Source organism: Pseudonocardia ailaonensis (genome assembly GCF_039531635.1).
Lineage (GTDB): Bacteria > Actinomycetota > Actinomycetes > Mycobacteriales > Pseudonocardiaceae > Pseudonocardia > Pseudonocardia ailaonensis.
In genome coordinates this window covers 103,662-125,439 of sequence record NZ_BAAAQK010000028.1, presented here as the reverse complement: position 1 = coordinate 125,439, position 21,778 = coordinate 103,662, and the positions used below count along the sequence as shown (strand labels likewise).

Below are 21,778 nucleotides of genomic sequence, written 5' to 3'. Positions count from 1 at the left end.
GAGTCGACCTGTCATGGCCCTGTCGTCGACCACCCTGTTCTCCGCCGTCCTCGCCGCCGTGTCCCTCGGGCTGGGGCTGCTGCACCTCGTCCGACTGGCGACCGCCCGCCGCGACGGGCGCCCGGTCGCCGGTGAGGCCGCGCACGCCGCGATGGGGTTCGGCATGGCGGCGATGTTCTCCCCGGCGCTGGACCCGGTGCCCACTCCGGTGTGGACGGCCGTGTTCGCGGTGAGCGCGGCGTGGTTCGCCGTGGTCGCGCTGCGCCGGGGGCTCGCCGTCGACGACGCCGGGCACCACCTGGCCTGCGGGATCGCGATGCTGGTCATGCTCGTCACCGCGCCGGCCGCGGGCGGGCACCACATGAGCGGTTCGGCCTGGAGCTCGCTCGCCGCGATCCTGCTCGCCGGCTACTTCGCGTGGCACGTGATGCGCTGCGGGGACCGCTACCTGGCCGCCCGCCGCGCGACGTCCGCCGCGGCGGCCTCGTCCGGCGGGGTGCTCGGACCGCCCGCCGCGGTGGGCGTCGTGGCCGGCCCGGGTGCCGTTCCCGGCACTGCCGGCGGACCCGATTCCGCCGGGGCTCGTACCGCCCGCGGGTCCGCCCCGGCCGTCGCCACCGCCCCGGCCGTCGCCACCGCCGCTGCTGTCAGCACCGCCGCGGCTGTCAGCACAGCCCCGGCCGTCGACTGCGGCTGCGCCCCCGGACCCGCGGAGGGAGCCCGGCTGGCCGTGCTCCGCGCCCCCGGCGCCGCCGCCGTCGCGCATCTGGTCATGGCGTCCGCGATGACCGTCATGCTCCTGGGCATGCTCTAGAGACGGTTGACGACGTCCGTCACCAGCAACGCGAGGAACAGGGCGGAGGCCGCGCCGAGCAGCAGGTTCGACAGCCGGCCCGACCGCCCGGGTCCCTCGACCCGGCGGGAGTTGAGCAGCAGCATCAGCGTGATCGCCAGGAACGGCATGAACACCGAGCCGAGCACGCCGTAGACCAGCGTGAGCCCGAAGGGCCGGTCGATGAACAGCAGCCCCATCGGCGGGAGCGTCAGCCAGAGCAGGTAGCCGCGGAAGGCGGGGGAGCGCTCGGCCTCCCCGGAGGCGAAGCGGCTCATGGCCTCCCCGCCCTCGGCTGCACTGCCGTGCGGGAGCCGGACCGTCCGCGTCCAGTCGGTGAACATCAGGCTGACGCCGTTCCACACCCCGAGCAGCGACGTCGACGTCACGGCCAGGAAGCCGACGAGGAACAGGATCCGGGCCCAGCCGCCGTACCGCTCGTCGAGCGCGGCGCCCAGGACCAGGAGCCCGCTGTCGGACTCGGTGAGGTTCTGCCCGAACAGGATCGTGGAGCCGACGATCAGCATGGCGACCACGAAGATGCCCGTCATGACGTAGCCGACGGCGTTGTCGAGCCGCATCATCGACAGCCAGCCGGTGCCCCTCCAGCCCTTCGCGAACATCCAGTAGCCGTAGGCGGCCATCGTGATCGTGCCGCCGACCCCGCCGACCAGCCCGAGGACGTAGATCGTGGATCCGGCGGGCAGCCGCGGCACCAGCCCGGACGCGAGGTTCCCCAGGTCCGGGGCGACGAGCACCGCCACGGCGACCACGGTGCAGAACTTGATCAGCACCAGCACCGTCATGAACTTCTCGAAGAAGGCGTACCGCTGGGTCCAGACGAGCGCCAGCCCCACCACGCCGGCGATCATCGCCCAGTACCGCACCGACAGCCCGCCGAACAGGGCGTTGAGCGGCAGGCCGACCGCGGACATCGCCGTGGCCCCGTAGACGAAGCCCCAGATCACGATGTACACGCCGAAGAAGCCGGTGGCCCACCGCCCGAGCCGCCGCCAGCCGTCGAGCAGCGTGGTGCCGGAGGCGAGGTGCCAGCGGCCCACGCCCTCACCGAGCGCGAGCTTGAGCACCGTGCCCAGCAGCGCCGCCCACAGCAGGACGGTCCCGAACCGGGCCCCGGCGATCATCGTCGCGACCAGATCACCGGCGCCGACACCGGTCGCCGCGGCCAGCAGGCCGGGACCGACCTGCCGGATCTTCGCCCCGAACCCGACCGGCGGCTGCTCGAGCGTCGTCGCCACGTTCCCTCCCCGCTGAGGTGACAGCTCTGTCCCGGAAACGGTAGGGATGTCCGATCCGTCCTGCAGGGTGTGGCGTAACCCGGGGTGCACGAACGCGCACGCGAGCGGACGATAGATTCCGGCCGGGCGGCCCTCGCCCGAATCCCCGCGAGTGAGACGAAAGAGGTCCGAGCAGCCGTGGCGAGCATCGAAGAGGTCCGGTCCGGGATCGGCCAGGCCACCGACAAGGCCTCCGAGAGCCTGGGTGCGCTCCAGCAGGCGCAGGACTGCATCGAGCAGGCCCAGGCCGCGCTCGCGTCGGTCACCGAGGGCAGCAGCCAGAGCGACGTGGACCAGGCCAACGCCTACTTCGCCGACGCGGCGAGCAAGATCGGCGACGTGCAGCAGGCGGTCAACGCCGCCATCGAGGCGGCCGAGGGCGTCTCGGCGCGGCTGTAGCGAGAGCCGACGAGAGAGCACAGTGAGCATCGGGGAGCTGCGCGCGGCGCTCGACGCGGTCGCCGGGCTGGCGGCCGAGGCCCGCGGACACGCCGCGGCGGCGGCCGAGCAGCTCGGCGAGGCCGTCGGTGCCTTGACCGAGCTGGCCGAGCGCTCCGGTGAGACCCTGCCGGTGGTGGAGCTCGGCAAGGCCCGGGAGGAGGTCGACGTGCTGGTGACGACCCTGAACGCGGCCGCGGAGCTGGTCGCCGACCTCGGGGCCCGGCTCTAGTGGGTCGCTCCGGGACGGGGTGCTGACGGTGGCGGGGCGCAAGCACCGGGAGCGCGTCGAGGAGGCGTTCGCCGAGTTCCACGCGGCCGCCGGCCGGGCGCTCGGCGCCGCCGACCGCCTCCGCGAGGACGCGGTGCGCCGCCAGGCCCTGTCCATGTTCGCCCTCTGGCTGCGCCGCGACGGGCTCGAGGCCGCCCGCGCCGACCGCGGGCTGGCGGGCTCGTTCGCCGCGCCTGCGCTGCGGGGCGTGGTCCGCGCGTCGGAGAACGACCGGTCCACCGCGCTCGGGACGTGGGCGCGCAGCGGCCCGGCCCGGCTCGCCGATCTCGTGGCCGCCCACGCCCCCGGCGCCGCCGGCGCCGAGGGGACGGCCTGGCTGGGCCAGGTCCCGTTCCCCGGCGCGGCCGCGCAGTCCGAGACGGGTGATCCCGCCCTGGACGGCATCAAGGACTTCCCGACGCTCTGGCGGATCGGCAGCGGCCGGCTCGCGCCCGGGCCGTCGTTCCCGGTCGCGGTGCCGCTGCTCGAGGAGTCCCACCTGCGCGTCGACTCCCGGCCGCGGACCCGCGCCCGCGCCGAGGAGCTGGTGGAGCTGCTGCTCCTGCGGCTGTTCTCGGCGTTCCGGCCCGGCGTGCTGCGCGTCGACGTGTGGGACGGCAGCCAGTACACCCTGTTCCCCGGCCTGCACCCGCTCAGCCGTACCGGGCTCGTCACCGCCCACGACCCCAACGACCTCGACGGCCTGCTCGACCAGCTCGCCGAGCGGGTCCACCGAGTGCACAGCCGGGTCCTGTCCGAGGGCGACACGTCGCTGCGGGACTACACGGAACGCACGGGCAAGCGCAGCGAGCCGTGGCAGGTCGTCGTCCTGGCCGGGAACCGGGCGCCCCTGCCCGAGGAGCAGCAGCGCCGCCTGCAGCGGATCGCCCGCAGCGGCCTGACGGCGGGGATCCAGCTCGTGCTCCTCGACCTGCCGGTCACCGTGGCGGCCCCGGTCGAGTCGGTCCGGTTCACCGCGGACGGGGTGCGCTGCTCGATGACGGGCGAGCACATCGCCGTCACCCCCGATCCGCTGCCCGGCCGCGGCGAGGTCACGGGGGCCTGCGACACGATCGTCCGGGCGCACGAGGGCTGGCGCTCCCGGGTCCGCGGGCTCGCGGAGTTCCTGCCCCGGGACGGCTGGATGACGGGTAACTCGGCGGCCGGCCTGCAGACCGACATCGGCGACGACGACGGCAGCGCCGTGGAGCTGCGTCTCGACGACGCCTCGCCGCACGCCCTGATCGGCGGCCCCTCCGGCTCGGGCAAGACCAACCTGCTGATCGGCATGATCACCTCGCTCGCCGCCCGCTACAGCCCCTCCGAGCTGCAGTTCTACCTCCTCGACTTCAAGGAGGGCGTGTCCTTCGCCCAGTTCGCGCCCGGCCAGCAGGACAAGACCTGGCTGCCGCACGCGCAGCTGATCGGCATCAACGTCAACACCGACCGCGAGTTCGGGCTGGCGCTGCTGCAGTTCCTCGCGGACGAGATGCGCCGCCGGGCGGACGTCGCGAAGCAGCAGGAGGTCACCAAGCTCGAGGAGCTGCGCAGGGCGGACCCGGAGGGGCACTGGCCGCGGATCGTCGCGATCGTCGACGAGTTCCAGTTCCTCTTCGCCGAGAACGACGCCCTGGCCAAGCGGGCCACCAACCTGCTGGAGGACGTCGCCCGGCGCGGCCGCTCCCAGGGCATCCACCTGGTCTTCGCGAGCCAGGACGTGTCGGGGATCGAGGCCTTCTGGGGACGGCCGGCGATCTTCGAGCAGTTCGTCCTGCGGATCGCGCTGCCCCGGGCCCGCCGGGTGCTCGCCACCCTCAACGAGGCGGCGCAGACGCTGCCGAAGTGGCACGCGATCGTCAACCACGAGTCCGGGGTGAAGCACGGCAACGAGATCGCGCGGATCCCGGACGCGTCGAAGGACGTGGTCCACGAGGTGCAGGTGCGGGCGCACGAGCAGTTCGGGGCGGAGTCGCCGCGGGTGTTCGACGGGGCGAGCTCCCCGGCGCTCGGCGCGCTGGTCGCGGACCTGCCGGCGGGCGAGCCCCTCGCCGTGGTCGGCCAGGTGATCGACATGGAGGGCAGCCCCGCGGCCGTCCGCCTGCCGGACGCGCCGGGCCGCAACGTCGCGGTCTTCGGCTCCGGTTCCCGGGACGCGCTGCGGGTGATGGGCGGCGCCGCGGCCGGCCTGGCGCGCACCGCACCTTCGGGCGCCCGGTTCCTGCTGGCCCCGCTCGTCGGTGATCCGGCGGGGATCGAGCAGGTGCTCGGGGAGGTCGAGACCGTCGCCCTCGCCGACTTCCGCGCCCGCGTCGAGGAGCTCGCCGCGACCGTCCGCGAACGGGCCGCCGGAAGTGACCGCAGCCCCGTGTTCCTGCTGGTCCTGGGCGCGGACGCCGCCGATCCGCTGCTCGAGCGCGCCGGCACCGAGGCCTTCCGCACGGTGCTGCGCTTCGGGCCCGAGGTGGGGGTGCACGTCGTCGGGTGGTGGCGGTCGGCGACCCGGCTCAAGCAGCTGCTGTCGATGTCCGCGAGCGTCGACGACGTCGGGGCCTGGATCGGGCTCGACGTCCAGGGAGCCGAGCTGGCCCCCTTCGCCTCCCTGACCTCGACGACCTGGTCCCCGCGCCCCGGCCGCGGCCTGTTCTTCGACCGCGCCCAGCACTCGCGCCCCGAGGTCGTGCTCGTGCCGGGTGACGCCCGATGAGTGAGCAGCGCAGCGCCGCCGAGGCCTACAAGACCGTCACGTCGGAGATCAGCGCGGCGGTGGAGGCGTTGCGGGACAAGGACGAGATCGAGGCCGCCAAGCTGGAGCACAGCCTGGCCCGCCTCGACGACCGCATGCGCCGGGTCGGCGAACGCACCGCCCTGACCCGCTTCGCCGTGGACCTGCACTGGGAGTCGGTCCTCGAGGCGATGTGGTCCGAGCCGTGGATGCGGATCCGCTCCGCCCCCAAGCCGGACCCGGAGGCGGACCCGGCGAAACTCGACCAGTACGACCGCGACCTGGGCACGACCTACGAGTCCCTCATGCAGCTCATCACGAGACGCCGCTTCGGCTTCCGCCGATAGGGAGCGTCCGGCGAATCACCGGACCCTCTAGCTCGCGCGCTGCCGGGGGAGGTCGAACTCGTCCCCCCGGGCACCGGCGAGGAACACGTCCCACTCGAATGGGGTGAACCTCAGGACCGGACCGTGAGGGTCGCGCGAGTTGCGGACCTCGACCCCTCCGGCGAGGAAACGTACCTCGACGCAGCCCTGGTAGTTGCTGTGACTGCTCTTGCGCCAGGTCTCCGGTGCTATCCCATCAGGCACTGCGTCCACTCCCCCGCTGACGCCCCACGACCTGCGGGCCGCCCCCTTCTCGACTCACGCCGATGGTACGAGCTGACTACGCTCCGTACTCTGCGCCGAATGAGTGGTGTGGTGCCCGTTCATCTTTCCTGGGGAGCGGCGCCCGCCCGCAGGACAGCCCGGGCGGCGTCGAGCGCCGCCGCGGTGCGGTCGGCGGGCGCGGCGTCGCGCGCCAGCTCGGCCAGCACGTCGCGGAAACCGTCCGTGACCTCCGGGGCGTCCTCGACGCTGTCCCCCCGCCGGTCCTCCAGGTACACGACGGCCGGCGCCCCCTCGGCGAGGAACTCGAGGAGCACGAACGAACCGCGCAGTCCCGGGTTCGCCCCCAGCGCGAGCGGGATGATCCGCACCGTGACGGTCGGCCGCCGGCTGAGCTCGCCGAGGTGGTCGAGCTGCTCGAGCATCGTCGAGGGGCCGCCGATCGCCCGGGTCAGGACAGCCTCGTCGAGGTAGAAGTGCAGCCGGGGTCCGCCGTCCGCGGCCGTTATGCGCTGCTGGCGGTCCGCACGGATCTCGGCGAGGCGCGTGAACCGGGTGCTGTCTGTGCCGTGCCCGCCGCTGAGCAGCGCGCGCGTGTAGGCGGGCGTCTGCAGGAGACCCGGCAGCACGAGCATCGCCACCTCGGAGATCCGGTCCGCGTTCTGCTCGTAGGCGAAGAACCGGCGGGCCTCGAGGGTCAGCACGTCGCCGTAGGTCGAGTAGGGCAGCTTCTGGCGTTGCCGCCGCGCCGCCTGGGCCAGTCTCTGGAGCTCGTCGACCCGCAGCGGATCCGTGACCCCGTAGCTCCTCAGCAGCGCCGCGAGGTCGTTCTTCGTGATGGGCGAGATGCCTTTCTCGATCCGATGGACCTTGGCCGCCGACCACTCCTGGGTGCGCGCCACCTCGTCCTGGGTCAGGCCAAGGATCGCCCGCATCTGACGCAGCTCCTGATGGAGGCGTCCGGCCTGGGCAGGTGTGTTCGAGGTCATCGCTCTGGCTTCACGTCCGGTGCATCTGAAACTTGCACGATGCAGCAAGCATAGCGGTCACTCACTCTGATGCCCAGAGTCATGATCCGGCTACGCTCCGCAGGATTGAGGAGCGGAGTAGCGGGCGCCGGGTGGCCGCGGGACGTCGTGGGCAGGCGGGCCGTGGTCGATCGCGTTCCCGCAGCTCATCGCCGTAGGTCACCGATCGATGACCATACGCAGCAATGTGAAAAATTCACTTTGGACCTTCACTACGATTGTTACTTTATGTAGTCTCAGCGTGCAAGCTACTCGGTGCGAGAGGGAGTGAGCGGGATGCGATGGCACGAGCGCAACCGAACATGGTGACCGGGGATGGGTGACCCGCGAGACGCCAGAGCGGGGCGGCCGGACGCCGGGGAACCCGAAAGAGAGAACGGGGCCCCATGCGACGGGACCCCGTTCGGTCAGGTATCCGCCCCATACACGAAGTCGGACTCGTCGGAGGAGGAACCGTCCATGAGGCTACGGGGGGCCGCAGGCGAAGGCCAGCCATCCGATCGGGGGAGAGCGGCGGCAGCGCGCGCGGCCGGCGGCGCCGGCACCGGATGGGCGCAGGTGGCCCTGGGCATGATCGCGCTGGTGCAGCCGGCCCTGGCCGGAACCGGCAACGACGCTGCGGACCGGCTTGTCCGCATCCTCCGCTGGGTGTGCTGGCTGGTGCTATTCGCCGGGGTGTACCAGCTCGCCGCCCGCTTCCCGTGGGAGGAGGCCCTGTCCTTCATGACGTGACGTCAGCCCGGGACCTCGGGCGATCCCCGAGGTGAGGACCCCGCCCCGACCGGGGGACCGGCCCGGGCCCGGCCGCCGGCCGGGCCCGGGTCAGTCCTCGTCCTCGTCGCGCGCCAGGTAGGTCGCAAGGCGGTCTACGGCGTCTTCGTATACGGGGTGGTCGTCCACGAAGGTGCGGAGGCGGGCGGTCAGCCATTCCACGCTGAGCGCCTCGCCCTCGCGGCGGGACTCGAGCTCCTCGATCCCGCGGTCGGTCGCGTACATCCGCTTACGAGAAGGCCTTGGCGATCAGCTCGCGCTGCTCGACCTCGTGGACCTTCGACGAGCCGGGGGCCGGGGCGGCCATGCGGCGGCGGCTGACCCGCTTGAGGCCCGCGACCCGCGGCAGCTTCTCCGGGAGCTCGAGGCCGATGTGCGGCCACGGGCCCTGGTTGGCCGGCTCCTCCTGGACCCAGCGGATGTCCTCCGCGTTGGGGTAGCGCTCCAGGACGGATGCGAGCTGGCGGTCCGGCACCGGGTACAGCTGCTCGATGCGGACGATCGCCGTGTCGGTGATGTTCTCCTTCTGGCGCTGCTGGTGCAGCTCCCAGAAGATCTTGCCGCTGCACAGCAGGACCTTCTTGACGCCGGCGGCCGGCCCGTCCGCGGTGCGGAACTCCGGGTCGTCGATCACCGGGCGGAAGCGGCCGCCGGTGAAGTCCGAGACCGGCGACACGACCGCCTTGTTGCGCAGCATCGACTTCGGGGTGAAGACGACCAGCGGGCGGCGGACGCCGTCGAGGGCGTGCCGGCGCAGCAGGTGGAAGTAGTTCGCGGGCTCGGACGGGAGCGCGACGGTCATCGAGCCCTCGGCGCACAGCTGCAGGAACCGCTCGATGCGGCCGGAGCTGTGGTCCGGGCCCTGGCCCTCGAGGCCGTGGGGCAGCAGGAGCACGACGTCGGAGAACTGGCCCCACTTGGCCTCACCGGACGAGATGAACTCGTCGATGATCGACTGGGCACCGTTGACGAAGTCGCCGAACTGCGCCTCCCACAGGACCAGCGCGTCCGGGTTGGCCACCGAGTAGCCGTACTCGAAGCCGAGCGCGGCGAACTCCGACAGCGCGGAGTCGTAGGGCAGGAAGCGGCCCTGGTTCTCCGAGAGGTTCCGCAGCGGGGTGTACTCCTCGCCCGTCTTGCGGTCGATCAGCACCGAGTGCCGCTGCACGAACGTGCCGCGCCGCGAGTCCTGGCCCGAGAGCCGGACGAGCTTGCCGTCCATCGCCAGCGAACCGAAGGCGAGCAGCTCGCCGAAGGCCCAGTCGATGTCGCCCTCCCGGGACATCTTCTCCCGCTTGACCAGCACCGGCTTCACGCGCTGGTGCGGGGTGAAGCCCTCGGGCAGGTTGACGTGCGCGTCGCCGATGTGGTGCACGACCTCCAGCGGGACCGACGTGTCGAGGTCGGTCGGCACCAGCTGCTCGGTCTCGACGGACAGCGAGATGGCCGGGGGCGTGCGCTCCAGCTCCCGGACCTCGTTGAACACGTGCTCGAGCTGGTTGGAGAAGTCCTTGAGCGCGTGCTCGGCCTCCTCCATCGTGATGTCGCCGCGGCCGATCAGCGACTCGGTGTAGATCTTGCGCACCGAGCGCTTCGCGTCGATCACGTCGTACATGGCCGGCTGCGTCATCGAGGGGTCGTCGCCCTCGTTGTGGCCGCGGCGGCGGTAGCAGATCATGTCGATCACGACGTCGTTGTTCCAGCGCTGCCGGTACTCGACGGCCAGCTTGGCCACCCAGACGCAGGCCTCCGGGTCGTCGCCGTTCACGTGGAAGACCGGGGCGCCGATCATCTTCGCGACGTCCGTGGAGTACTGCGAGCTGCGGGAGTGCTCCGGGGCGGTGGTGAACCCGACCTGGTTGTTGACGACGACGTGCACGGTGCCGCCGGTGCGGTACCCGCGCAGCAGCGCGAGGTTCAGGGTCTCCGCGACGACACCCTGGCCCGCGAACGCCGCGTCGCCGTGCATCATCAGTGGCAGGACGGTGAAGCCGCCGTCGCCCTTGTCGAGGATGTCCTGCTTGGCGCGGACGATGCCCTCGAGCACCGGGTCCACCGCCTCCAGGTGCGAGGGGTTCGAGGCCAGCGACACGACGGTCTCGCCGTCGCCGAACATCCGGAAGTACTTGCCCTCGGCGCCCAGGTGGTACTTCACGTCGCCGGAGCCGTGGGCCTGGCCCGGGTCGAGGTTGCCCTCGAACTCGCGGAAGATCTGGGAGATCGGCTTGCCGACGATGTTGGCCAGCACGTTCAGCCGGCCGCGGTGCGGCATGCCGATGACGACCTCGTCGAGCTCGTTCTCGGCTGCCTTGTCGAGCACGGCGTCGAGCAGCGGGATGACGGTCTCGCCGCCCTCGAGCGAGAAGCGCTTCTGGCCGACGTACTTCGTCTGCAGGAAGGTCTCGAACGCCTCCGCGGCGTTGAGCTTCGACAGGATGTACTTCTGCTCGACGACGCTCGGCTTCTGGTGCGAGACCTCGATGCGCTCCTGCAGCCAGGCGCGCTGCTCCGGGTCGGCGATGTGCATGTACTCCGTGCCGACGGTGCGGCAGTAGGAGTCCCGCAGCAGGCCCAGCACGTCGCGGAGCTTCATGTGGTGCTGCCCGCCGAAGCCACCGACGGCGAACTCGCGGTCCAGGTCCCACAGCGTGAGCCCGTGGGAGAGCACGTCGAGGTCCGGGTGTCGGCGCTGGCGGTAGTTCAGCGGGTCCGTGTCGGCCATCAGGTGGCCGCGGGTGCGGTAGGACTCGATCAGCTCGAGGATCCGCGCGGTCTTGTCGACCTCGCCCTCGGGGAAGTCCTGCACCCAGCGGACCGGCTCGTACGGCACCCGGAGCGAGGTGAAGATCTCGTCGTAGAAGCCGTCGTCGCCCAGGAGCAGGCGGTGCACCCGGCGCAGGAAGTCGCCGGACTCGGCGCCCTGGATGATCCGGTGGTCGTACGTCGAGGTCAGCGTGATGATCTTGCTGACGCCGATCTGCGCCAGCCGCTCCTCCGACGCGCCCTGGAACTCGGCCGGGTACTCCATCGCGCCGACGCCGACGATCGTGCCCTGGCCCTGCATCAGCCGCGGCACCGAGTGGTTGGTGCCGAGCGTGCCCGGGTTGGTCAGCGAGATCGTGGTGCCCTGGAAGTCCTCCGCCTGGAGGTTGCCGCCCCGGGCCTTGTGGACCATGCCCTCGTAGGCGGACCAGAACTGCGCGAACGACATGTTCTCGCAGCCCTTGATGGACACGACGACGAGCGAGCGCTGCCCGTTCTTGCCGGGCAGGTCGATCGCGAGGCCGAGGTTGACGTGCTCCGGCTGCACGACGGTGGGCTTGCCGTCCGCCTCGGCGAAGTACCGGTTCATCGTCGGGAAGTCCGCGAGCGCCTTCACCACGGCGAAGCCGATCAGGTGGGTGAAGGAGATCTTGCCGCCGCGGGTGCGCTTGAGCTGGTTGTTGATGACGATCCGGTTGTCGGCGAGCAGCTTCGCCGGCACCGCGCGCACGCTCGTGGCCGTGGGCACGGCGAGCGAGGCGTTCATGTTCTTGACGACCGCGTTGGCCGCGCCGCGGATCGGGGTGACCGTGTCCTGGCTGGCGGGGGCGGGCTGCGGCGCGGCCTTGGAGGCGCTGCCGGCGGCCGGCTTGGCCTGCGGACGGGCGGCGGGGGCGCTCCCGTTGCCGTTCGTGGCGGGGGCGGCGGGGGCAGTGGTGGTGCTGGCGGGGGCCACGGTCTGCTTTCCGGCGTCGGTCTTCTCGGGGGTGGTGGGTGCGGCGGTCGGGGCGGCGGTCGCGCCGTTGCGGGAGGACCCCTCCTCGGCGGCGGCCCGTGCGGTCGGGCTGTCCTCGGCGGGCGCGGCTCCGGAGAGCGAGCCTCCCGGCTTGTAGTCGGCGAAGAAGTCGTGCCAGGCCGGGTCGACCCCGGCCGGATCTTCGAGGAACCGCTGGTACATCTCCTCGACGAGCCACTCGTTCGGGCCGAAGTCGTTGGCCCCGAACTCGCTCGTATGGCTGGACGTACTGCTGGTGGACACGCTCTCAACCGCCTTGGATCGCTTTTCAGCTCTGTGAGTCGCCGATGACCGCCCCCAAAGGGTAGTCCTCCCGGTGGCGGCGCCGGTACCGCGCCAGGACCGGCGTCACTGTCCGGCTCGCCACTCCCGGGGGATGCCCTCTCCGGGCTCCGGAAAACGGATCGGTCAGAACACCGGGAGGGCGCCGATCGCCGGGACCACCGCCGTGCGCACCGAGGTCTCCGCGATGACGGTGCCCTCGGTCAGCCCACAGGTCGACGCCCGGCGCAGGGTGTCGCGCTCCCCGGCGTACTGGCCGTCGACCGGGTCCACGAGGAGCTCCGTGCGGGTCGCGCCGACGTCGTGGACCAGGGCGAGGCAGAGGTTGCCGTCCAGATCCTTGACCTCGTCGACGAGCGTGACCGCCGGCAGCTCCAGCAGCGCGGCGAACAGCGGGGCGCGCAGGTCCGCGGGGACCGAGCAGCTGCGCAGCGCGTCGACGGCGCTGCGGAAGGGCCCGCTGTAGCTGCGGCCCTCGGGGGAGTCCTCGCGCAGCCTGGCGAGCAGGGCCACGGGATCGCGGGGGAGCAGGGCCAGGAACTCCGGCGTCGGGGTGGCCCAGGCGCCGGAGGGTCGCCGGGGCTCGCACTCGTTGAGCTCGGCGTAGAAGTCGCCGTAGGGGGCGCGGAACCGGCCGGTGGGCCAGGCGTCCCGGAGGTCGAAGCCCGCCTCCTCCGCGTCCGCCCCCGAGCCGGCGAGCCAGGTCACCCGCCCGGTGAGGACCCGGTCCAGCAGCCAGTCCGAGTCCTGCCGCGCCGGCGTCCACTGCTGCAGCAGGTGCTCGGAGAAGTGCACGTGGCAGGGGGCGTCCGGCTCCGGCTGCAGGAAGGTGCCCATCCACCACGCATGCGTCGCGATGTACCGGTAGTGCTCCGGTTCCATCGGTTCGTCGGACGTGCGCACGGGCAGTTCGGGCACCACGCAGCTCCCGGAGCGGTCGAGGACTCTCGCCTGAGCATTGTGGAACGGCCCCGATACGCGCCGTGACCCACCCCCTCTACCGAGGTGTCACGGGAGCCACTCCCGAACCTGTCCGAGGATCTTCGGTGCGTCGTTGGTGACGGCGTTGACCTGCAGATGGGTGATGCCGGCCTCGTGCAGCGCGGCGATCCGCTCCTTGACGAACGAGGGCGGCCCGATGAGCGTCGCCTGGTCGATGAACTCGTCCGGCAGCGCGGCGGCCGCCTCCTGGGGCTTGCCGTCGAGGTACAGGTCCTGGACGAGCTTCGCCGCGTCGCCCCAGCCCTGGCGCTGCATCACGGTGTTGTAGAAGTTCTTCCCGCGCGCGCCCATCCCGCCGACGTACAGCGCGTACATGCCGCGAGCGGCCTGCCGCGCGGGCTCCCACATCTCCTCCTCGAGGGCGAGGAAGCCGCCGCCGGTCATCTGTAGCGGGCCGAGCGCGGGATCGCGCTTGGCGGCGCCGGCGCGCAGCGTGTCCCCGAACGCCTGCTCCATCCGCTCCGGGACGACGACGTGGGGCAGCCAGCCCTCGGCGAGCTCGGCGGTCATCTCGACGTTCCTGTCCCCGAGCGCGGCGACCCAGATCGGGATGCGCTCGCGCAGCGGGTGGTTGATCAGCTTCAGCGGCTTGCCCAGGCCGGTGCCGCCGGAGAGCGGGATGTCGTAGAGGCCGTGGTGGTCGATCTTCTCCCGGCGCCAGACCTGCCGGCAGATCTCGATCACCTCGCGGGTGCGGGTGACCGGCTTGTCGAAGGGCACGCCGTGGAAGCCCTCGATCACCTGCGGTCCGGAGGTGCCCAGGCCCAGCAGCGCGCGGCCGCCGGACAGGGCGTCGAGGCCCGCGGCCGTCATCGCCGTCAGGGTCGGGGTGCGGCTGTAGATCGGCAGGATGCCGGAGCCGATCTCGAGCCGCTCGGTGCGGGCGGCGAGGAACCCCATCAGCGAGACGGCGTCGTAGCTGTAGGCCTCGGCGACCCACACGACGTCCAGGCCCGCCTTCTCGAGCTCGACGATCCGGGTGGCCCCCGCCACCGGGTCGTCCGAGTACGGGAGCTGCGTCGAGAGCTTCATGACAGTGAGACTGTCACGTTCGGCGGGCCTACACCAGACGACTCTCCCGGTCCGCCCAGTAGGGCTTGCGCAGGTCCTTCTTGAGGATCTTGCCGGTGGGGTTGCGGGGGAGCTCGGCGACGACGTCGATCCCCTTGGGGCACTTGAACGACGCGAGGTGTTCCCGGCAGTGCGCGAGGACCGCGGCCTCGTCGACGCCGTCCGGGGCCACGACGATCGCGCGGGGCACCTCGCCCCACCGCTCGTCCGGCACCCCGATCACGGCGACGTCGGCGATCCCCGGGTACTCGGCCAGCACGCGCTCGATCTCCGCCGGGTACACGTTCTCCCCGCCGCTGACGATCATGTCCTTGATCCGGTCCGTCACGTAGACGTAGCCGTCGGCGTCGAGGTGCCCGCCGTCGCCGGAGCGCAGCCAGCCGTCCGCGGTGATCGCCGCGGCCGTCGCGTCCGGCTGCCGCCAGTAGCCCGCCATGAGCTGCGTGGTGCGCACCCAGATCTCGCCGGGCCCGCCGGTCGGCACGGGCTCGCCGGTCCCCGGCTCCCGGACCTCGATCTCGACGCCGTGGATCGGCAGCCCCGCGGACAAGAGCCGGTGCGCGACGGCCGGGTCGTCGTGGTCCGACGGCGGCAGCGCGGACACGACGCCGCAGGCCTCGGTCATGCCGTAGACCTGGTGCATCCGGCCCGGGAACAGCGGCAGGCAGGCCCGCATCACCGGCAGCGGCATCGGCGAGGCGCCGTAGGACAGCGTGCGGATCGCCGAGAAGTCGCGCTCGGCCACGCCCGGGACCTGCGTCATCCCGGCCATCAGCGCGGGGACGAGGAAGGTGTGGGTGATCTTCTCCTCCTCCAGCTGCGCCACGACGGCGGCCGGATCGGGCATCCGCAGCATCACCATCCGTGCACCGTGCGCGATGGCGAGCAGTGCGTAGGAGGTGCCGCCGACGTGGAACAGCGGCATCGCGACCTGCACGACGGCGCTGGTGTCCACCTCGAAGCTGTGCGCGACGTTGTCCGCGTGGGCGAGCATCGCGCGGTGGGTGAGCAGCGCGCCCTTCGGGAAGCCGGTCGTGCCCGAGGTGTAGAGCTGCACGAAGCAGTCCTCGGGATCGGTCTGCGCGGGGCCCTCCTCGGGCTCGTGGGCGGCGAGCCAGGCCTCGTACTCGCCCGCGGTGACCGTGCGCGCGACGCCCGGGATCCTGTCCGCCAGCGCCGCGGCCGCCGCCTCGAACTCGGGGCCCACCAGCAGCAGCCTGGCCTCGGCGTCGTTGATCACGTAGACGATCTCGGGCGGCGCCAGCCGGAAGTTGACGACGGCGTTGGCGGCCCCGATCCGCGCACAGGCCAGCGTCATCTCCAGACAGGACGGGTGGTTGAGGTCGAGCACCGCGACCCGGTCGCCCCGGCCGATCCCCTCCGCCCGCAGCGCGCTCGCCAGCCGGCGCACCCGCTCGTCGAGCTGCGCCCAGGTGCAGCGGCTGTCCCCGAAGCGCAGCGCCTCGGAGTCCGGACGCTCGGCCACCCAGCGGGCCAGCAGGGCGGGGATGTCGGTGACGGCGCTGAGCGTCATCCAGGGCTCCTTCGACGGTGAGGGAGGTCACAAATCGGACAGCAGCCTAACGGGGCCGGGGCCGGTTGGGGAGCGCTTGCGAGGATGGCGGGCGTGACGCGCGAACCCGACGGCTCCGCCGGCCCGGTCGGCTCCGCCGGCGGCCGGGGCCGCCTGGAGGTCTCGGGCCTGGTGAAGCGGTTCGGGGCGGTCGAGGCCGTGCGCGGGCTGTCGTTCACCGTTGAGCCCGGCGCGGTCACCGGCTTCCTCGGGCCCAACGGCTCGGGCAAGACCACCACCCTGCGCGCGCTGCTCGGGCTCGTCGCTCCCACCGCGGGATCCGCGCTGGTGGAGGGCGTGCCGTACGTGGCGCTGCCGGCGCCGGGGCGGGTCGTCGGCGCGGTCCTGGAGGCGCAGGGCTTCCATCCCGCCCGCACCGCGCGCCGGCACCTGCGGGCCTGCGCCGCGGCGATCGGTGTGGACGCCGCGCGGGTGGACGAGGTGCTGGCGCTCGTCGCGCTCACCGAGGCGGCGGACCGGCCCGCGGGCGGCTTCTCGCTCGGCATGGCGCAGCGGCTCGCGCTGGCCACGGCCCTGCTCGGCGATCCCCGCATCCTGGTGCTCGACGAGCCGGGCAACGGCCTCGATCCCCAGGGCATCGCCTGGCTGCGGGACTTCCTCCGCCGGTTCGCCGCCGCCGGCAAGAGCGTGCTGGTCTCCAGCCACCAGCTCGCGGAGATCGCCCAGACGGCGGACCGGCTCGTCGTGATCAGGGACGGGACCTGCGTGTACCAGGGCGCGCGCGAGGGGCTGTCCGGTCGGCCCGGGGTGACCGTGCTCTGCGCGGACCCGGCCGCGCTGGCGGCCGCGCTCGCCGGCCGCGGGGTGCTGGAGATCGACCACCTGCCCGGGGGCGGGCTCGCGATCGCGGCGGATCCGGTGCTCGTCGGGGACACGGCGCTGGCCGCGGGCGTCGCGGTGTACGGGATGACCGAGCGGCAGGGCGATCTCGAGGCGATGTTCCTGCGGCTCACGGGGGGTGCCGGATGACCGCGCCCGCGCCGCGCACCGGGCCGGTTCGCGCGGGGCCGGTCCGCGCGCTCCGTGCGGAAGCCCTCAAGACGCTGTCGGTGAAGACCTGGTGGGCCCTGCTCATCCCGGCCGCCCTGGTCGCGCTGATGATCAACCTGTTCGGCGGGCTGTTCAGCGCCGCGATCGGCGGCGTCTCCCGGGACGTGCCGGGCGTCCTGCTCGCCTCGCTCGCCTACGCGCTGGCGCTCACCTCCGTGTTCGCCGGGCTGCACGGCGTCGTGCTCGCGACCGCGGAGTTCCGCCACCGCACCGCGACCACCACCTACCTCCTCGCGGGCCGCGCCCCGACACTGCTGGCCAAGGCGGCGTCGGCCGCGGTCGTCGGAGCGGGGTACGCGCTGGTCGCGGCGGTGGTGGGCGCGGTCGGCGGGCTGCTCGGCCAGGGCGGTGGGCGGCTGCCGTCGGTGGGCTCGCTGCTCGCCGTCGCGGCCACCGGGGTGGCGGTCTGTGCGCTCTGGGGCGTGCTCGGCGTGGCCCTCGGGACACTGCTGACGAACCAGGTCGGCGCGATCGTCGTCCTGCTGGGGTACGTGCTCGCCGTCGAGAACCTGCTGTCGATGGCGCTGCGCTCCGGCCTCGACGACGGTGTCGACTCCGGGCGGTCGCCCGGTGCGGTGGCCAGGCTGACCTCGTACCTGCCCGCCAACGCCGGCGACGTCGCCCTCTACGACCTGCCCGCCCGCGAGCTGGGTGGGCGCTACTCGACCGCCGTCGTCGAGGGGCTCGCCGGGGTGAGCGCGCCGCCACCCGGCTGGGGCGCGCTGCTGGTGCTGCTGGTCTGGGCGGCCGCCGGGGTGGCCCTGGCGTGGGTGGCCGGCGGGCGGCGGGACGTCACCTGAGGACTGTCGGTGCCCCGTCCTACTGTGGGTGGGTGCCCGACTCCACCACTCCCGCCCCCTCCTGGATGCGCCGGCTGGCCCGTGCCTGCCTGCGCCACCGCGGGGTGACGGTCGGCGCGATCGTCGCGTCCGTCTTCGGGGTGAGCCTGGACGCGGTGGGCCCGCTGCTCACCCGGGTCGCGGTGGACGACGCGGTCCGCGGGGTCACGGACACCCTGCTCGTGATCGTGCTCGCGATCCTCGGCCTGGCGGTGGTCCGGTACGTCGCCTCCTTCCTGCGCCGCTACCTCGCCGGCCGGATGGGCCTGGACGTGCAGCACGACCTGCGCCGCCAGGTGTTCGCCGCCGTCCAGCGGCTCGACGGGCGGCGTCAGGACGCGCTGCGCACCGGCCAGGTGGCCTCCCGCGCGATCACGGACCTCCAGCTCGTGCAGACGCTGCTGGCGATCGTGCCGCTCTCGGCGGGCACGGTGGTCCTGGTGATCGCGTCCGTCGCCGCGATGCTGTGGCTGTCCCCGCTGCTCACGCTCGTGTCGCTGGTGATGCTGCCGCTGGCCGCGTACGTCACCACCCGCACCCGGCGGTCGCTGTTCCCGGCCACGTGGTCCGCCCAGCAGCGCGCGGCGGACGTCGCGCAGCAGGTGGAGGAGACCGTCACCGGCGTCCGGGTGGTGAAGGGCTTCGGGCAGGAGATGCGCGAGGTCGGTGCCCTCGAGGGGCTGGCCCGGCGGCTGTTCGGCGAGCGGATGCGCGCCGCCCGGATGACCTCGCGGCTCAATCCCGTGCTGCTCGCGCTGCCCACGCTCGGGCAGGTCGCGGTGATCGGCATCGGCGGGCTGATGGCCCTGCGCGGCTCGATCTCGCTCGGCACCTTCCTCGCCTTCACCACCTACGTCGCCCAGCTCGTCGGGCCCGCGCGGCTGGTCGGGTCCCTGGTGGTCACCGCGCAGCTGGCCCGGGCCGGGGTCGAGCGGGTGTACGACCTGATCGACGCCGAGCCGGACGTGCAGGACCCGGCCGCGCCGCGCGCACTGCCCGAGGGGCCGCTCGCCGTGGAGCTCGACCGGGTGCGGTTCGGCTATGCCCCGGACCAGCCGGTGCTCGACGGCATCTCGCTGCGCGCCGAGCCGGGGGAGACGCTCGCGATCGTCGGCACCGCGGGCTCGGGCAAGTCCACGGTCGCGCTGCTGCTGCCGCGCTTCTACGACCCCTGGTCGGGCGCGGTCCGCCTCGGCGGTGTCGACGTGCGGGACCTGCGGCTGCACGAGCTGCGCGGCGAGCTCGGGGTCGTCTTCGAGGAGGCCTTCCTCTTCTCGGACACCATCCGCGCCAACATCGCCTACGGCCGCCCCGAGGCCACCGACGAGCAGGTCCGCGCCGCCGCGGAGGCCGCGCAGGTCGCCGCGTTCGTCGACGCGCTGCCCGAGGGCTACGACACCGAGGTCGGCGAGCGCGGGCTCACCCTGTCCGGCGGGCAGCGGCAGCGGATCGCGCTGGCCAGGGCCCTGCTCACCGATCCCCGGGTCCTGGTGCTCGACGACGCGACCTCGGCCGTCGACACCGCCACCGAGTCCGCGATCCACGACGCGCTGCGCGAGCTCACCGCCTCCCGCACCACGATCCTCGTCGCCCACCGCCGGTCCACCCTCGCGCTCGCGGACCGGATCGCCGTGCTCGACGGTTCCGAGGCCGGCGGGGGCCGGGTGGTCGACGTCGGCACCGAGGAGGAGCTGCGCGGGCGCTGCGCGCTCTTCCGCGAGCTGCTGGCCACCGGTGGTGAGAGCGACACGGCGCCGGAGCCGCTGCCCGCCGCGGCACCGGCCGTCGCGGTGCCCACGGGCGGGGTCACGCCCGAGCTGTGGCCGGAGACCGCCGAGCTCGACGTGGTCGAGTCCGATCGCGCCCTGCGCACGGCCGCGGCCGAGAGCGGCGGCGGCCGGGGCGGTGGCCCGCCGGCCCGCGGGACGATCGGGATGGTCGGCGGGATCAGCGCCACGCCCGCGCTGCTCACGGCGGTCGCGAACCTGGAGCCGGCCACGGACGCGCCGCTGCTCGGGGGGCTCGACCCGGCCGCGCCCGATCCCGGCTTCCGGCTCGCCAAGCTCCTGAAGCCGGTCCGCTGGACCCTCGCGCTGGGCATGGGGCTGGTCGCCCTCGACGCGCTGGCCACGCTGGCGTTCCCGTCGGTGGCCCGGTTCGCGGTCGACGGCGGGATCACCGCGGGCTCGACCCGCGTCCTGCTGATCGCCACGCTCGTCGGGATCGGCATCGTGCTGGCGGACGCGGTGGTCGTCGCGTTCCAGACGGTCGTCACCGCCCGGGCCGGGGAGAGCCTGCTCTACCTGCTGCGCATCCGCAGCTACGCGCACCTGCAGCGGCTCGGCCTGGACTTCTACGAGCGCGAGCTCTCCGGCCGGATCATGACGAGGATGACCACGGACGTGGACGCGCTGTCCACCTTCCTGCAGACCGGCCTCGCCCAGGCCGTGGTCAGCCTGCTGACGCTCGTCGGCGTCGCGGTGGCGCTGCTGGTCACCGATCCCGAGCTGGCGCTGGTCGCGCTGGCCGTGCTGCCGGTCCTGCTCCTGTCCACGGTGTTCTTCCGCCGGCTGTCCTCGCGGGCGTACGCCGAGGCGCGCGAGCGGGTCAGCGTGGTCAACGCGGACATGCAGGAGAACGTGACCGGGGTCCGCGTCGCGCAGGCCTTCGTCCGCGAGGAGCGCAGCGCGGCGGCGTTCGGGGAGCGCAGCGACGCCTACCGGCGCACCCGGATCCGGGCGCAGGGCTACATCGCGACCTACTTCCCGGGCGTCGCGTTCCTGAGCGACATCGCGCAGGCCGCGGTCCTCGGTGTCGGCGCCGCGCGGGTCGCGGCGGGGGACCTCACGCCCGGCATCCTCACGGCGTTCCTGCTGTACCTGGGCCTGTTCTTCGCGCCGGTCCAGCAGCTGTCGCAGGTGTTCGACGGCTACCAGCAGGCCCGCATCGGCCTGCTGCGGATCGCGGAGCTGCTGCGCACGCCCACCTCGATCCCGGCGGTCCCGTCGGGCGAGGCCGCGGCGGTGCCGGAGCGGCTGCGCGGGGAGATCGAGCTGCGCGGGGTCACCTTCCGCTATCCCGGCGTGGAGCGGCCCGCGCTCGCCGACGTGGACCTGCACGTGCGACCGGGGGAGACGATCGCGCTGGTCGGGGCCACCGGCGCCGGCAAGTCGACGATGGTCAAGCTGCTCGCCCGGTTCTACGACGTCGGCGAGGGCGAGCTGCTCGTCGACGGCACGGACGTGCGGCGCTTCCCCCTCACGGCGTACCGCCAGCGGCTGGGCTTCGTGCCGCAGGAGCCGCACCTGTTCACAGGGGACGTGGCCGGGAACATCGCCTACGGCCGCCCGGAGGCCACTCCCGCGGAGATCGAGGCGGCGGCGCGCGCGGTCGGGGCGCTCGAGCTGGTGCGCAGCCTGCCGGGCGGGTTCCGGCATCCGGTGGGGGAGCGGGGGCAGGGGCTCTCGGCCGGGCAGCGGCAGCTCGTGGCGCTGGCCAGGGCCGAGCTCGTCGACCCGGACGTGCTGATCTTCGACGAGGCCACGGCCGCGCTCGACCCGGCCACCGAGGCCGCGGTGCTCGCGGCCGGGGACCGGCTGACCTCGCGGCGCACGGCGTTCGTCGTGGCCCACCGGCTCGCGACGGCCGCGGCGAGCGACCGGATCGTCGTGCTGCACGCCGGCCGGATCGTGGAGCTGGGCCCGCACGCCGAGCTGCTCGCCGCGGGCGGGCGGTACGCCGCGCTGTGGCGCGCGGGCGAGCTCGAGCCCGCGGCGGACGCCGAGACGGAGGACGTCTCCGCGGCCCGTTCGGCCTAACTCTCTCGCGTTCGGGGGCAGACTCGCCGTGGAACTGCGCGATCGGTGCCCGAAACCGGGCACGGATTTGGTGGAAGGGCGCGGGATCGGGCAGAGTCGCCGCCGTGTCCGGTGAGCCGCATCCCGACCTGGTGACCCACCTGGTCCTCAGCTCCTCGCTCAGCGAGGGCGAGGCCAGCCGGGTGGTCGACGAGGTGCTGGCCTACTTCGCGGAGCGGACCGAGGAGTTCGTCCGCCGCCGGCACGCGGAGCTGCGCACCCGCGGGCTCCACAACGACCGGATCTTCGACCGGATCGGCGCCGAGCTGGCCGCCCGCCGGGTGGCGCCCCCCGCGCTGTCCGCGCGGCAGCTGCGCCGCCTGGTCTACGGCTGAGT

18 protein-coding genes are annotated in these 21,778 nt (G+C 73.1%); 10 read left to right on the top strand and 8 right to left on the bottom strand.

Annotated features, from left to right (window positions below; all coding sequences use genetic code 11):
- The first annotated feature begins 13 nt into the window (after window positions 1-13).
- On the top strand, window positions 14-814 hold the full coding sequence (locus ABD324_RS32935) for a DUF5134 domain-containing protein (protein ID WP_344426307.1): 801 nt from the start codon (window positions 14-16) through the stop codon (window positions 812-814).
- Here ABD324_RS32935 and ABD324_RS32930 read toward each other — a convergent pair.
- On the bottom strand, window positions 811-2,091 hold the full coding sequence (locus tag ABD324_RS32930; RefSeq protein ID WP_344426304.1) for an Nramp family divalent metal transporter: 1,281 nt from the start codon (window positions 2,089-2,091) through the stop codon (window positions 811-813). The two genes, ABD324_RS32935 and ABD324_RS32930, sit on opposite strands and share 4 nt — an antisense overlap.
- A gap of 177 nt (window positions 2,092-2,268) precedes the next feature.
- On the opposite strand from ABD324_RS32930, the gene ABD324_RS32925 reads away from it, so the two are divergent.
- Genes ABD324_RS32925 through ABD324_RS32910 form a run of 4 tightly spaced genes read left to right on the top strand, consistent with a single transcriptional unit; the run spans window position 2,269 to window position 5,908 of the window.
- A complete protein-coding gene (locus tag ABD324_RS32925; protein ID WP_344426301.1) occupies window positions 2,269-2,529 on the top strand; it encodes a hypothetical protein in 261 nt (86 codons plus the stop codon).
- A 22-nt stretch (window positions 2,530-2,551) separates the two neighbouring features.
- The gene (locus tag ABD324_RS32920) at window positions 2,552-2,800 is read left to right on the top strand and encodes a hypothetical protein (protein WP_344426299.1); all 249 of its coding nucleotides are present in this window, start codon (window positions 2,552-2,554) and stop codon (window positions 2,798-2,800) included.
- Window positions 2,801-2,828: 28 nt separating this feature from the next.
- Window positions 2,829-5,543, top strand: a complete 2,715-nt coding sequence (locus tag ABD324_RS32915) for an FtsK/SpoIIIE domain-containing protein (protein ID WP_344426297.1) — start codon at window positions 2,829-2,831, stop codon at window positions 5,541-5,543.
- Window positions 5,540-5,908 (top strand): hypothetical protein, encoded by a 369-nt coding sequence (locus ABD324_RS32910; RefSeq protein WP_344426294.1) that lies wholly within the window; start codon window positions 5,540-5,542, stop codon window positions 5,906-5,908. Before ABD324_RS32915 ends, ABD324_RS32910 begins: the two co-directional genes overlap by 4 nt.
- Window positions 5,909-5,935: 27 nt before the next feature.
- Here ABD324_RS32910 and ABD324_RS32905 read toward each other — a convergent pair whose 3' ends face one another.
- The gene (locus ABD324_RS32905; RefSeq protein ID WP_344426291.1) at window positions 5,936-6,151 is read right to left on the bottom strand and encodes a DUF397 domain-containing protein; all 216 of its coding nucleotides are present in this window, start codon (window positions 6,149-6,151) and stop codon (window positions 5,936-5,938) included.
- A 119-nt stretch (window positions 6,152-6,270) separates the two neighbouring features.
- Window positions 6,271-7,158, bottom strand: a complete 888-nt coding sequence (locus ABD324_RS32900) for a helix-turn-helix domain-containing protein (RefSeq protein WP_344426289.1) — start codon at window positions 7,156-7,158, stop codon at window positions 6,271-6,273.
- Between the two features lie 597 nt (window positions 7,159-7,755).
- Between ABD324_RS32900 and ABD324_RS32895 the strand changes: the two genes are divergently transcribed.
- Window positions 7,756-7,929, top strand: coding sequence for a hypothetical protein (locus ABD324_RS32895; RefSeq protein WP_344426286.1), 174 nt, complete (start codon window positions 7,756-7,758; stop codon window positions 7,927-7,929).
- 90 nt (window positions 7,930-8,019) lie between these two features.
- On the opposite strand, the gene ABD324_RS32890 is transcribed toward ABD324_RS32895, so the two are convergent.
- The 5 genes from ABD324_RS32890 to ABD324_RS32870 form a co-directional block, all read right to left on the bottom strand.
- Window positions 8,020-8,193: a DUF6104 family protein gene (locus ABD324_RS32890; RefSeq protein ID WP_344426283.1), complete on the bottom strand. Its 174-nt coding sequence runs from the start codon at window positions 8,191-8,193 to the stop codon at window positions 8,020-8,022.
- 4 nt (window positions 8,194-8,197) lie between these two features.
- The gene (locus ABD324_RS32885; protein WP_425565970.1) at window positions 8,198-11,908 is read right to left on the bottom strand and encodes a multifunctional oxoglutarate decarboxylase/oxoglutarate dehydrogenase thiamine pyrophosphate-binding subunit/dihydrolipoyllysine-residue succinyltransferase subunit; all 3,711 of its coding nucleotides are present in this window, start codon (window positions 11,906-11,908) and stop codon (window positions 8,198-8,200) included.
- Between the two features lie 246 nt (window positions 11,909-12,154).
- Complete coding sequence (locus tag ABD324_RS32880) at window positions 12,155-12,946, bottom strand: hypothetical protein (protein WP_344426278.1); 792 nt, start codon at window positions 12,944-12,946, stop codon at window positions 12,155-12,157.
- A gap of 90 nt (window positions 12,947-13,036) precedes the next feature.
- Complete coding sequence (locus ABD324_RS32875; RefSeq protein WP_344426276.1) at window positions 13,037-14,062, bottom strand: LLM class F420-dependent oxidoreductase; 1,026 nt, start codon at window positions 14,060-14,062, stop codon at window positions 13,037-13,039.
- Between the two features lie 28 nt (window positions 14,063-14,090).
- On the bottom strand, window positions 14,091-15,635 hold the full coding sequence (locus ABD324_RS32870) for a long-chain-fatty-acid--CoA ligase (protein WP_344426274.1): 1,545 nt from the start codon (window positions 15,633-15,635) through the stop codon (window positions 14,091-14,093).
- A 93-nt stretch (window positions 15,636-15,728) separates the two neighbouring features.
- Between ABD324_RS32870 and ABD324_RS32865 the strand changes: the two genes are divergently transcribed.
- From ABD324_RS32865 to ABD324_RS32850, 4 genes are all read left to right on the top strand, one after another.
- Window positions 15,729-16,664: an ATP-binding cassette domain-containing protein gene (locus ABD324_RS32865; RefSeq protein ID WP_344426271.1), complete on the top strand. Its 936-nt coding sequence runs from the start codon at window positions 15,729-15,731 to the stop codon at window positions 16,662-16,664.
- The gene (locus ABD324_RS32860; RefSeq protein ID WP_344426268.1) at window positions 16,661-17,545 is read left to right on the top strand and encodes a hypothetical protein; all 885 of its coding nucleotides are present in this window, start codon (window positions 16,661-16,663) and stop codon (window positions 17,543-17,545) included. The genes ABD324_RS32865 and ABD324_RS32860 overlap by 4 nt, the downstream gene beginning before the upstream one ends.
- A 65-nt stretch (window positions 17,546-17,610) precedes the next feature.
- On the top strand, window positions 17,611-21,402 hold the full coding sequence (locus ABD324_RS32855; protein ID WP_344427533.1) for an ABC transporter ATP-binding protein: 3,792 nt from the start codon (window positions 17,611-17,613) through the stop codon (window positions 21,400-21,402).
- Between the two features lie 104 nt (window positions 21,403-21,506).
- Entirely contained in the window at window positions 21,507-21,776 is a 270-nt protein-coding gene (locus ABD324_RS32850; protein ID WP_344426265.1) for a hypothetical protein, read from the top strand.
- The last annotated feature ends 2 nt before the right edge of the window (window positions 21,777-21,778 follow it).